The following is a 12,473-nucleotide window of genomic DNA, read 5'->3' on the forward strand; positions in this document are numbered from 1 at the left end:
TGAGGGAGCATATGTGTTGCTGTCCGTTCGGATGAAGCATGAGCTAAAAAAACAGGCCAGATGGAGACTTGAGAATGCAGAGAATAGGTAAATATTCTATTATAACTACAGGTGAATTTGATTCGTCTGAGGCAGATGTTATCATTTTAGATTCTAATATATTAATTGATATAGACAAATTTTATTATAAAGGATTATCTAAGCAATCTTGCGATAATCTTTGTACTCTTTTACATAAGTTCGAAAGAGTTGATGAAGTCGATTATCGCTATGCGCTTATGGAGACTTGCTTTAGAAGAACGAAGCATGATGCCGCTCATGCGGGAAGGATGATGGATGCAATTTATGCGATGTGGAATAGTGATTTGGGGAAAATAGATGAGATGCTTTCTCGTGGATCTACGATGGTTGGTAGGGAAACTGGAGGAAGATTCGCGCAGCTTACGGAAGATGAAATTAAGGCGTCCATAGATTTTCCAAGTGTATTATATATAATGTATGGAACAAATCTTCATACGATAATGACATATGAAAAAAATGGAAAGAATAGAGGGGATGCTTATTCTGCTCATTGTCGCTGGGTGAGGGATGAGTTGGGTTGCGTCTCGGCTTATCCGAGGATGGTTGCTCGCTCTTTATTCCTTGGGCAGGCTGACGAGCATAACAGTGCGCGCTCATTGTTGAAGATGGACAAGCGCGATATGGCTATTGCGGATAAGGCATGGAATTCTGCATGGGATTGTTTTTTCATGTTTGTTCTTGATGGTTATAGAATGGGAAAAGAGGGAGTTGTGGATGAAAGATGGCGAAATCGACCTGCACGCGCTGTGCTTGTCACGGCGCGAGACCAAGTATGGATTGATTCCATGTCGAGTTTTCTTGGATATATGCAAAGTGAAGGGAAGAGTTTTCCGTTCTTAGCTCATACGCTGCGAATAAAAAAAGAATTTTTGGGAATTGCTCGTATGGAAGCGAATCTAGATCGAGAGCATCATCAGGCAATGCTGGATAACAACACTGAAGAAAATAGATTTATTGAAACAATTATTAAACTGGAAAATAATATAGGTGTTCAACCTCGCACATTATTTGACGTCAAATAGATTATTATCTAGTGAAAGATTAAGAATTCAAAATTTATTGGTATTTCGTCCGTGTTAAGTTGTGTGTGAATCTACCTGAGATGATGTTGGAATTGTTTGGCTCATGGAGATGGGTTCGCGGCTCGTGAAACTATTGAGCGTGGAGTTGTGCCGGCGTCACCCCACTCAAAGCGATATGTGGAACGCGGTGGTGAAACGCTATAGGTGGAGTGAGATAAGCAAACTGGCGTCGCGCACGAACGTTATGAATGAGGCGAAAGCACCGTCCATCGCGTGCTTTGAGCCCGCGGAGTATCTATGTGAAGCATGATTGGCATTGTTGAAATGGGGGCGCTTGTGATTCCGCCTACTGTATCGACCAGAATGGCGATGATTTCAATGCGCCACTCGCCACGTTTCTGACTGCATGTTCGAGCGGATTCAAGCGTCGTTGACGTTCGGTTGAGGGTATATCGGTCATATGATATTCGCAGAATAATGTAATGTTGCATGGCTGTATATAGCAGAAATAGGGATTTGCGGACTGTATGCTCACAAGTGACCGCTTCGGATCATTCGTTGCGATGGATTTGGCGATGCGCGACTGTCACGTTGGCTATCTCAACCTGTGCGATGCCAAATGATGCGATGTACAATTCGTCGATTGTGTGATTGACGAATTCGAAATCGTAGGTGTGTAATTGGCTCGTGTAGCGTTTCGAAGCGCGCATATCGATTCGATTAATTGTGGTACGCTCAATTGCAGTACACCGCAGTTGGTATGCCGATCTGCGCGGTGCGCATTTGCGCCGCATTGAGTATGCGGAATCTCTGCATGGGATTACGATGACGCTCGACCAGATTGCCGATTTCGCGCTTGCGTTCACCGCAAGCTTCGGTATTCGTATCGTGTAGGTCGTGATGTATACGGCGGTACGGTGGAGCAAGCGGAACAACTGATTGGTGAAACAATGTCATCATTGCAGGTCGCACGGCGGATCGTCGCGGCATACGGGAGCGAACGGTTCCTGACGAATCTCAAACTCAATCTGCTCACTTACTGGTGTCAGATCGAGACGTTGCGTGAAACCGGCGAGCCGCTGTTCGCGGACGCAATCGCCGTCGGGGAGTGCGGACCCATCGAGACGGACGTGTGGGATGAATACGCGCCGTTCGGCTCGCGGATGATACGGCAGCGCGACGAATGGCAGGAGTCGGCGCTCGACGAATCGGCGGAGCGGATCATCGCGCATGTCGTCGATACGCTCGGCGCGCTGACCGCGATCGATCTGCTGGAGATGTCGTGCGCCGACGACGGCGCATGGCGGTGCGCGAAGGACAGGGGATCGGCGACGGTCGACGTCGACGACATCCTCGTGTCGGCGGACATGCGGCGCACGGTGCCGTCGCGCACGCTCGCCGGCTGCGTCGACAAGGTGACGCGGGAATACCCGAACGCGCTGCGGCTGTTGGAGAACTCGTGATGAACGGAGAGCGGAACATGCGTGATGCGGAAAGCGACGTCGCGCCGATCGAACTCGACGGCGACGTGATGGAGATGGACGCGATCGCCGAATCGATCTTCGAAGTGTATCTGGACACGATTCGCGGCACCGGACTCGACATCACGCGGACCGCGCCCGCATCGGTGGACGAGAGGATCCTCGGACGCGTGCAGTCGGTGCTCGGCGCGACCTTCCTGAGCTTCTTCGGCGTCACGCCGCGGCAGCGTTACACGGACGTGTTCGCGCAGATCGCCGACTTCGCGACGCGCTTCGCGAAAGACCACATCTTCCCCGACGGCAACAAGCGCACGGCCGTGAAGATGGCGCTCGCGATCCTCGCGATGCGCGGCTGGGACGTACGGGCGACGGATGCCGGGGACGCCGAAGGCAACGAGCTGTATCAGTGGGTGCAGGACATCGTCACCGGTCATGGCGGTGCGGACGAACTCGCCGGCTTCCTGCGCGGGCACGCGGTGCGAGTGGGGTAGGGGATCGCATAGTGAACGAATTATATCCCTACAGGATCTGCTCCATGCCGTACTTGTAGACGCGCATGCCGAGCGACTCGTAGAACTTGACGGCAGAGGGATTCGCGGCCCAGGCGTTGAGCGTCACGTTGTGGTAGCCGTGCGTGCGGGCGTAGTCGAGGACGTGACGGTACAGCGCGGTGCCCACGTGTTTGCCGCGGGCTGCCTCGTCGACGCAGATGTCGTCGATGTACAGCGTGGCGATCGGCTGCAGGTTGTTGCTGCCCGCATGGTCCTCGCGCACGCAGAAGGCGTAGCCGAGCACGGCGCCGTCCTCGTCGGCGGCGACGAAGATCGGACGGTCGTCGTCGCCGATGATCCGCGCGAGCTCGTCGGTCGTGTACTTGGTGCGGCCCTCGACGAACAGGTCGGGGCGGCCGTGGGCGTGCACATCGTTGACCTGACGCAATAGGTCCATGATGGCGGCGGAATCGGAAAGCCTGGCGCGGCGGATGGGGGAAATGGCCGGCGTGATCGGCGCGTTCGAAGTGTGCGCAGTGGTGGTCATGGGTTCATCGTATGGTCCGGGGGCGGACGAGGTGGCGTGTACGTTCTCGGGCGGTTGGGGCATCTGAGGGGTGCATCCGGACGGTTTTTGGATGCGTCTCGGATGTATCTCGGCTGAAAAGGAGCATTTTCCGCGAGGAGCCCGGATACAACCTTCGAGAGAACGCCATTCCGAAGCCTCATACTTGGGATGTGCAAAGAAAATGCTCCTTTTCAGCCGAGATACGCCGGATCACGGGTCGTAGGCGGTGGGTGGGGGCGCCGGTCGGCGCGGCCGCCATGCCTTGCGCCGCTTATCCGGGACGAGATCAAGGGCGAGCGGGGTGTCCCGTAGGTAGTCTTCGCCGGTGCGCTCGCGGATGTGCCTCGCGACGAGCTCCGCAACGCGCCTTTTGTCCGAATCCGTGATGAATCCGATGCCTATGACCTGCACATAAACCCAGCCGGCTTCCTCGATCCTGAACCGCCGCAGTGAATCTAACTCCCATTGCTCCCGGTGGTGCTCGCCGTCGTATTCGACGGCCACCTTCGCATCGGGAAACGCGAGATCCAGATAGATAAGTCGGCCATCGTGGAGCCGTACCGGAAGGTTGACCGCCGGACGCGGGAGTCCATGGCGTTCGAGTGTGAGCCGAAGAACGCTTTCCATGACGGAATCGGTACGCTCCTCCATCAGATCCAAGGCCTTGCGGCATTGGGCGATGCCTTTGGGCGGCCGCAACCCGGCTCTGTGCGCATGATGCTCGATGCGGGCGATGCACTCGGTGAAATCGTTCAACGTCAGCGGCTCGTGGAGCGTCTTCCGGCGCATCATCGCATCGCCTAGGATCACGAGATCCTCGAGTTCGAGGAACCGTGAGAACAGAAACCAGGTGAATGCGGGTGTCGTGCAGGTGATGCCTTCGGCGATCTCCGTCGTCTCTATCGACACGCCGCTGACGAAGACGGCGGTGGGGCTGAGTCGTGTGACGCCCGGGCGGATCTGGGCTGCGCGGTCACGGCCCTTGTTGTTGCGATGGTTCACGACGATCTGCAACATGTTGGCGTGAAGTCTGGGTCTGGACGCGATGGCGGCGGTTGGATCCCAGTCCACGCCGAGTAGCCGGAGCGCCGTCGTCAATGTGAAGATGCATGCCGTGGCGCGTCTGCAATGCCGCTCGGACTGCATGCATGTCTTCAGCTGGTTGATCTGCCGTTCCTGTGGAGTCTCGAAATGCGAGGTCATCGTCCTCCGTCCCGTCGTCGAACCGAATGTGGTGCCGACTCTAGCGGGTTCGTGCCGGCACGTCAGTCGCGTCGACGAAACATGTGGAAACGGTGGATAACGGAACGGAGGATGCCCTCGGATGTGGAGGAAACGGTGGAAAACGGAAGCGGCGCCATGCATCATACAGGATGCTGGCGCCGCTTCGCGGATGGTCGTTGTCTGATTGCCTACCATCACTGGTCGATCTTGGCGACGGCCACAAGCGGCACCGAGATCGTGTTGCCGAGCACGGCTTTGTAGCTGTACTCGCCGAGCGATGTGCCGGAGATCGTGATCGTGTCGTCCTCGAGGATGCGCGATTTCGTCAGATCGTTCGAGAAGGTGCCGTACAAGATCGTGTCGTAGTTGCCGTCAACGGCCAGTCGGATGTCGGTGGTCTCGTCGCCGCGTACGACCTGCACGACACGACCTGTGAACTTGACTTTCTTGCCGAGGAAGTCATCAGGTGTGCGGGCGAGCTGATCGTAGGTGATGCCGGTGTCGTACCCCCTGGCCTCCTCCTCACGCTTCCTCTGTTCCTCCTCCTGCTTCTTCTTCTCCTCCTCGGCTTTCGCCTCGTCGATTTTCTGCTGGGCTTTCTTCTTGAGCTGTTGTCCCTCCTGATCCTTTGCGTCGCCGTTGTACTTCTCGTGCAGCTGATTGGCGGCCTCGATCGTGCCGTTCCAGTCCTCGGCATCGTAGGCGTTCTTGACGTCGATGAGCATCCGGCTGCTGCCGTTCTCCATCTCGTCCTTGAGCGCAAGATAGTCGGAATTCAGCGTCTCATAGCGCTCGGCGAGTTCATTGTTCCTTTTCTTCCAATCCGCTTGCTCGGTCTGTGCCTGCGCCTGCTCCTCTGCGAGTTGCGTGCGCAGATTGCCGCCAGCTACAAGCGAGTAGACGAGCAGGGCGGCGAGGATGAGGATGGCGCTGATGTATGCTGCATGGACCCATTTCGTCAACCCTGACTTATGGACGGCGGCTGTACCGTTTGGTGTGGGGGCGAACTGATTCGGTGGAGAGGTGGAAACGTCGGGAACGGCCTGCTGGTATGGGGCAGTGTTCATGTATTGCCGGAAATCGGGGTGGGCACTGGGTTGTTCGGCGTTGTATGCCTGCGTCGCGGGCGCAACTGATTCGCTGATGGAGGAATCGTAGGGCGGTTCGTTGATGGGATTGGTGCCTGGTGTGGTGGTATTGTCGTCCATGGTCGTTCAGGTCCCTTCTGCTGTACTGGTTGTTTGGTATGTGTAGTGATGTGCGGTGGGGTGCATTGGATGGTTCCGGTTGTGCGATACGCGTTGCCCTCCTCGCCACAGTGTGGTTGTGTTGCGTCATCGTCGATGCAATATGACACATAGTAATAAGAAATGACTATTTTGCAAAATGGGTGTGTGGCATTGTGTGGCGTGCCGGACGGCGGGAGGGGAAGCGGTTGCGTGGCTTGGTGCAATGAGGGGAGGGGATCGAGGACGGGACGACGAAGGCTGTGGAAGCGAACGGATTGGCGCGATCTTTGGTTTCTGCAGACGCATGCTTGGCGGTCTTGTGACGCGGAGCCGTTCGGGAAAGAGGCTCTCAGGTGGCGCACAGACGTAGCCTTGAATCAAAAGGCATGTGGATCGGGGATTATGCGCCGGCAGGGGTGAGCGGAAGGACGGTATCAAGGATGCCCGAGGGGCGTCATCCAAGGCTCGGATGTATCTCGGCTGAAAAGGAGCATTTTCCGCGAGGAGCCCAGATACGGTCCCCGAGAGAATGCTATTCCGAAGCCTCATACTTGGGGCATGCAAAGAAAAAGCTCCTTTTCAGCCAAGATGCGCTGGATCATGGGTCTGGGCATCGTCGCCGGTCGGCGCGGCCGCCATGCCTTGCCCCGCATGTTTGTGGGAGGCGTCTAAGGGAAGGATGGCGAAACGGATGAGATAATGGGAAGTTCAGGGAAGAAATGCCGAGGGGACGGTGGGGGTGCATCGGCCGAATCGGCGTGCGTTATCGGTCGCGTGCCTGCTTCGCCTGCTGGACGCGTTCCTGCAGCGCCTGTCGGATCAGGCGGATCCGGGCTTCCGACATGAGGCCATACTGGCCCAAGTGGCGGGCAACGTCCTCGGGCCAGTCGTCCAGTGCATCCAGGTCATAGCGGTCCCAATGGCGTATCAGATGCAGCTGCCGGCGCGCCGTGGGGGATGTGGTTGTGACGAAGAACGGTCTGGTCTTGTAGTCCGCATTGCTGATGCGCAGTTCGCCGGCCCACAGCGAGTCTCCGTATCGAACAGGGGAGCGGGACGCACGTGAAGGGTCTCCACATCGCGGATCAACGCGAAATTGTTGTAATGGCGGTCGATGTTGCGCATGAGCCAGTCGATGAGCAGCCAGTCTTCCGTGGCGTCGGACGTATCCTGCGCATCGGCGCCCAATGCGGATGCGGCGGCAGGCCATTGGTCGCGGGCGGACAGGCGGTTGTCCCGTTTTACGGTGCCCAACGCCTGCCATGCGCTGATCAGCTCCTCGGTGTCCGAGAGCATCTCCGCGCAGATTGAGACGGGACGGTTGTCGTATTCGCCGAGCGTATACCGTACGGCGGGAATATGCAGACGGCCCGCGAGGCGGGAAGCGATCAGCTCGTTGATCGGTTCCTGACCGGTACGGCCGGCCTTGATGAGCAGTCGTGTCCCGTCCGCTCCTACCGTCCATCGTTTCGGCAAGTCGCCGCCGGTGGATGCGTCGGGTGCGTCGAAACTGAACCGATGCGACGACGAGCGTTCGGACAGCAACGCGTATCCAAGCTGTTCGGGGAAGGTGTTGTTGAAGAAGTTGATGTCCTCCCAGCACACGTCCTCGTCCGCATCCCGTACCCAGTATTGGTCGGACAGGCTCAGGCCGCGGGTGCGGTCGAGCAGTTCGACGGTATTGGAAAGACGCAGGTCAGTGAGCACGCGGGTAATGCCGTCGCGCGTGGAGGGAATCGCCCTTCCTCGCCACCAGGAATCCACGCGATGCGCGTAGACGGCGCGCTTGCCATGCGTGGTGAATTCCGGCGGTATGCGTCGTTCATCGATTACCGCGGCGGTGCCCCGCGGGATGCCCGGTGCGCTCGTCGAAATCGAACGCCAAGGTCTCGTGGGTGCGGTTCATGATGATTCTGCGCCGCATGACCGTTCACCTCCCGTCGGATCCTCGTCCGCATACCCGAGCATAGCAGCAGAAGAGCGCCTCTCGGAGGTCGCCCGGACGGAGGATCACGGCTGTGCGAAGCCCTCGACGACCTGCATCGCTTCGATGATCCGCTCGGTGGTCACGTCCGGCACGGCCGCGTGGAACGGCGAGCCTTCGGCGGCGGCGAAGTCGGCCACGGTCTGGAGGTTCTCGTCGGTGAACGGCAGGTTCATCTGCCGGAACGAATGCGGCAGCCCGATGCGGTCGTAGAACGGCAGCAACGCCCGCGCCTCGTCCTCCTTGCCTTCGGTCACGAGCTGGACCATGACGCCGTACGCCACCTTCTCGCCGTGCATCGTCTCGGCCGACCCGGGAATGCGCGTCAGTCCGTCGTGCACCGTGTGCGCGCCGGATTCGCGGGCGCGCACACCGCCGAAGCCGGCCACGGTGCCGGCCAGGCCGATGATCGTGTCGACGAGCGTGCGCACATGCCCGTCGTCGTAGTCGCCGGCGCGCAGCGCCTCGAGCGCCGGTTCGCTCTCCTCGAGCAGCGTGTCGCGCACGAGACGCGCGCTGTGCCGGGACAGCCTGTCGAAGACGGTCAGATCGTCCGCCTGCGCGAAGACCGGGTCGGACTCGTAGAACTTCGCGAGCGTGTCGCCGATGCCGCCGACGAACTTCTCGGACGGCGCCTGCGCGATCATCGCCGCGTCGACGAGCAGCGCCGTGCTGTTCTTCGGATGCACCGGCACGCCGAGGAAACGGTGCTCGTCGTCGTAGTCCACCGAATACGGCGAGTAGGCGGCGCACGCGCAGGCGAGCGTCGGCACGATGACGAGGTCCACGTCGAGGATCTCGGCGACGTTCTTCGCCGTGTCCGACAGTTTGCCGGCGCCGATCGCCACGATCGCATCCGCGTCGAGCGCCTTCGCCTGCTCGGCGAGTTCGCGCGCGTTGCGTTCGCTCGATGTGCCGTCGTAGCGCAGCGCCGGCGCGAAGAACTCGTCCGCGCCGGTGTAGTCCAGGAACGCCTGCGCAGACTTCACGCCGGTGATGATGACCGGATGGTCGTAGTCCTCGAGGTATTTCGGGACGATCTTGGCGACTCCCGGATCGCTCACGTAGCGGTTCGGGCCGGGACGGACATCGGTGTCTTGGACGAAGGTGGCCATGGGAAGCTCTTCTTTCTTGTCTCTTGTGTTTCCTCCATGGGAAACGCTCGTTGGCCCGTCCGCGCGTCGCATGCGACGGACGGCGTTCAGTGGAGGGCTGCCTCCGTCTGCGGCGGAACGTTCTGATGGAACATGGCGCCGCATGCGGTCGGCTGCGGACCTGATGCATTGCTGGCGACGGCGAAGAGCTTGTGGCGTACCGACGCGTTGATGGCCATACTATGAATACCGACGACTGGTGTTCGCTTCGGGTGGAGAAAAGGGTGCCGGAGTGGTATCTGTCTAATTTCTTGCCGTTTCGGGGGCCCATGCGGGCGACGCCGAAGCGTGCGCCGGGCCGGAGACGAGGGTGCGCGCCGTGCGCGCGCCGTCGCGGCGTCCTGGCCGCCGGCCGCGCGTAGTGGAAGGACGATGCGCGGCGTCCCGCCATGCGTCCGGTGCGTCCGCGCGCTGATACACTCGCGGCGATACACTGTGGGTTGGCATGCGCCCGGACGGCGCCGGCATGACGTCCGCCCGACGTCCGGACGTCATCACAAGGCGGCGGTACCATCCGCGCGGCGTCCCGCATCGCGCCATCCGGGCGGCATGGGTCCGCCGGGACGCGACCGTCAAACGGCGTGACGAACAACGACGAAACGAAAAGAGGAGACCATGGCACAGGAGCAGCAGGACAAGCCGGTCGTCGAAAGCTTCCAGCTCGACCACACGAAGGTCAAGGCGCCATATGTGCGCTACATCGACACGCAGACCGGTCCGAACGGCGATGTCATCTCCAACTACGACCTGCGTCTCGTCCAGCCGAACGAGAACGCGATCCCGACCGGCGGCCTGCACACGATCGAGCACACAATCGCCGTGCTGCTGCGCGAGCGCATCCCCGGCTACATCGACTGCTCGCCGTTCGGCTGCCGCACCGGCTTCCACCTGCTCACCTGGGGCGAGCACTCGACCGAGGACGTCGCGAAGGCGCTCAAGGAGTCGCTCGAGTTCATCGCGAACGAGGCGACGTGGGACGATGTGCCGGCCACGACGGTCGAGAGCTGCGGCAACTACCGCGATCACAGCCTGTTCACGGCGAAGGAGTGGGCGAGGGACATCCTCGCGCAAGGCATCAGCTCCGACCCCTTCGAACGCAGGATCGTCTGAGACGGCCGCCCGAACCGCCGCGCGGACGCCCGTCATGGTCGGGCGCCCCACACGGTGCGGCGAATCCGCCGAACATGGCATGGACGGCAATGGCATGGACGACAAGGGAGAGGCACAAGAGGCAATGGCCAGCGCATCGATACGACGGTTCCGCCACGCGACGATGAAGGACTATCCGCAGATCGAACGCAACTACGCCCGCGCGCGCGAACTGATGGCGCGCAACGGCAACCCGACGCAGTGGGGCAGCACGTTCCCCAGACCCGAAGTGGTCAAGGACGACATCGCCAACCACCGCACGATGCTGCTCGTGGACACGGTGGGCGGCCATGAGCGCGTCCTCGCGCAGTTCGCCGTGTGCCCGGGCATCGACCCGACCTACGTGAAAATCAACGGCGCGTGGCTTGACAACGCCTCCTACGTCACGATCCACCGGATCGCGTCGAGCGGTCTCGTGCGGCACGCGGCGCGCGACTGCGTCGAATGGTGCCTCAAGCATTACGGCAACGTGCGCGTCGACACGCATCCGAACAACAAGGCGATGCAGCATGTGCTCGAAAGCTGCGGCTTCGCGCGCTGCGGCCTGATCCAGCTGCTCGACCGCGACGAGGACACGACGCGCATCGCCTACCAGCGGCACGAGTGGTGATCGGCCGCTGCGCCTAGGGCGGCTGCGTCGCCTCGCATGCCGTGAACCGCCGCCGGCGCCGACGTCACAGCGGTGCGCGACAATACCGGATATGACCGCACAAGCACTTGCCGAACCGCATTTCTCCTCGCCTCAGGGCGAAGCCAACTACCGGGCCGCGCTCCGGCGGTATCCGGCGCAGGCGATCGTGGACCTGGCCGCCATCCGCGACAACATGCGCCATCTCGTCGACGTCGTGAACCGCGAGGGGGAAGAGACTGCAGTGATGGGCGTCGTCAAGGCTGACGCCTACGGCCACGGCCTGATCCCGGCCGCGCTCGCCGCGCTCGCCGGCGGCGCCACCTGGCTCGGCACCGCGCAGGCGCGCGAGGCGCTGCTGCTGCGCCGCGCCGGCATCGGCCCCGATCGCGCGCACATCCTCACCTGGGTCAACAACCCGCTCGAGGCGCCGTACCGCGAACTCATCGAGGAGGACATCGACCTGTCGGTGGCCACGACGGCGGCGCTCGAGCGCATCGCCGCCTCCGCGCGCGAGGCGGGACGCCCCGCCCGCGTGCACATCAAGGTCGACACAGGATTCGGACGCAACGGCTTCACGTTCGAAAACCTGCCCGAGGCGATCGGCGCGCTCGTCGCGCTGCGTGACGAAGGCCTCCTCGACATCGTCGGCCAGTGGAGCCACCTCGCCGTCGCCGATGCCCCGGGCAACGCCGACTTCGTCGAGCAGACCGAGGCACAGATCACGCGCTTCGAGGAGTTCACGGCGCGGCTCGCCGGCGCCGGCATCGAACCGCGGATCAGGCATCTGGCGAACACGGCGGCCACATTGAGCCGTCCGTCGATCCACTACGACCTCGTGCGCCCCGGTGTCGGCCTGTACGGCTACGAGGCCGATCCGGCCATGGGCAGCCCTGAACGCTACGGGCTCAAGCCGGCGATGACGCTGCAGGCGCAGCTGAGCTCGGTCAAGGACGTCGACGCGCACAGCGGCCTGTCCTACGGGCGCATCTACCTGACCGAGGGCCGCACGAGCGTCGCGATCGTGCCGGTCGGCTACGCCGACGGCATCCACCGTTCCGCATCCGGCGCCGACGCGATCGGCGCGCTCGGCGAGCGCGGCCGCACGATGCCCGGCGGTCCGGTGCGCGTCATGACGAAGGACGGCCCCAGGCTCATGCGCGTCAGCGGCCGCGTGTGCATGGACCAGTTCATCATCGACCTGCACGGCATGGCCGACGACCTCGGCGTAGCGATCGGCGACACCGTGGAGCTTTTCGGGCCGGGCCGCGGCGAGCAGTACGGCGAACCGACCGCCGATGACTGGGCGCGCGCCGCCGACACGATCAGCTACGAGATCTTCACATGCCTGCGCAACCGCATCCCGCGGCTGTACGAGCACGCGGCCGAGGTGCTCGGCCCCGACGACCTCGCGAAACTCGACCCGGCGAGCATCCTGTAACGAAGTCGCACGGCGCGCTCA

General features: G+C 61.2%; 12 protein-coding genes. 7 read left to right on the top strand and 5 right to left on the bottom strand.

All coding sequences use genetic code 11. The features are described from left to right. Nucleotides 1-74: 74 nt before the first annotated feature. The 4 genes from D2E22_RS04270 (at nt 75) to D2E22_RS04280 (ending at nt 3,075) form a co-directional block, all read left to right on the top strand. On the top strand, nt 75-1,103 hold the full coding sequence (locus tag D2E22_RS04270) for a hypothetical protein (protein ID WP_126031888.1): 1,029 nt from the start codon (nt 75-77) through the stop codon (nt 1,101-1,103). A 726-nt stretch (nt 1,104-1,829) separates the two neighbouring features. Beyond that, on the top strand, nt 1,830-1,997 hold the full coding sequence (locus D2E22_RS10485; RefSeq protein WP_164518415.1) for a hypothetical protein: 168 nt from the start codon (nt 1,830-1,832) through the stop codon (nt 1,995-1,997). Nucleotides 1,998-2,053: 56 nt separating this feature from the next. Further along, nucleotides 2,054-2,566 carry a type II toxin-antitoxin system antitoxin SocA domain-containing protein gene (locus tag D2E22_RS04275; protein ID WP_126031889.1) on the top strand — a complete coding sequence of 171 codons (513 nt, stop codon included), beginning with the start codon at nt 2,054-2,056 and terminating at the stop codon, nt 2,564-2,566. Between the two features lie 17 nt (nt 2,567-2,583). Continuing rightward, nucleotides 2,584-3,075, top strand: a complete 492-nt coding sequence (locus tag D2E22_RS04280; protein ID WP_241218181.1) for a Fic family protein — start codon at nt 2,584-2,586, stop codon at nt 3,073-3,075. A gap of 28 nt (nt 3,076-3,103) precedes the next feature. On the opposite strand, the gene D2E22_RS04285 is transcribed toward D2E22_RS04280, so the two are convergent. The 5 genes from D2E22_RS04285 to D2E22_RS04305 all read right to left on the bottom strand — a co-directional run bounded on the left by D2E22_RS04285 (nt 3,104) and on the right by D2E22_RS04305 (nt 9,195). Continuing rightward, nucleotides 3,104-3,622 carry a GNAT family N-acetyltransferase gene (locus D2E22_RS04285; protein WP_126031891.1) on the bottom strand — a complete coding sequence of 173 codons (519 nt, stop codon included), beginning with the start codon at nt 3,620-3,622 and terminating at the stop codon, nt 3,104-3,106. Nucleotides 3,623-3,853: 231 nt separating this feature from the next. Continuing rightward, the gene (locus D2E22_RS04290; protein WP_126031892.1) at nt 3,854-4,660 is read right to left on the bottom strand and encodes a hypothetical protein; all 807 of its coding nucleotides are present in this window, start codon (nt 4,658-4,660) and stop codon (nt 3,854-3,856) included. 401 nt (nt 4,661-5,061) lie between these two features. Continuing rightward, complete coding sequence (locus D2E22_RS10660; protein ID WP_206431353.1) at nt 5,062-6,075, bottom strand: hypothetical protein; 1,014 nt, start codon at nt 6,073-6,075, stop codon at nt 5,062-5,064. Nucleotides 6,076-7,023: 948 nt separating this feature from the next. Continuing rightward, nucleotides 7,024-7,803: a HipA domain-containing protein gene (locus D2E22_RS04300; RefSeq protein WP_126031893.1), complete on the bottom strand. Its 780-nt coding sequence runs from the start codon at nt 7,801-7,803 to the stop codon at nt 7,024-7,026. A 303-nt stretch (nt 7,804-8,106) separates the two neighbouring features. Beyond that, nucleotides 8,107-9,195, bottom strand: a complete 1,089-nt coding sequence (locus D2E22_RS04305) for an iron-containing alcohol dehydrogenase family protein (RefSeq protein ID WP_126031894.1) — start codon at nt 9,193-9,195, stop codon at nt 8,107-8,109. Between the two features lie 654 nt (nt 9,196-9,849). Between D2E22_RS04305 and D2E22_RS04310 the strand changes: the two genes are divergently transcribed. The 3 genes from D2E22_RS04310 to alr all read left to right on the top strand — a co-directional run bounded on the left by D2E22_RS04310 (nt 9,850) and on the right by alr (nt 12,452). Further along, entirely contained in the window at nt 9,850-10,344 is a 495-nt protein-coding gene (locus tag D2E22_RS04310; protein WP_126031895.1) for an S-ribosylhomocysteine lyase, read from the top strand. A 124-nt stretch (nt 10,345-10,468) separates the two neighbouring features. Further along, nucleotides 10,469-10,993: a GNAT family N-acetyltransferase gene (locus D2E22_RS04315; RefSeq protein WP_126032102.1), complete on the top strand. Its 525-nt coding sequence runs from the start codon at nt 10,469-10,471 to the stop codon at nt 10,991-10,993. 91 nt (nt 10,994-11,084) lie between these two features. Continuing rightward, a complete protein-coding gene (alr, locus tag D2E22_RS04320; protein ID WP_126031896.1) occupies nt 11,085-12,452 on the top strand; it encodes an alanine racemase in 1,368 nt (455 codons plus the stop codon). The last annotated feature ends 21 nt before the right edge of the window (nt 12,453-12,473 follow it).

Source organism: Bifidobacterium castoris, assembly GCF_003952025.1.
In the GTDB taxonomy this organism is placed as follows: Bacteria; Actinomycetota; Actinomycetes; order Actinomycetales; family Bifidobacteriaceae; genus Bifidobacterium; species Bifidobacterium castoris.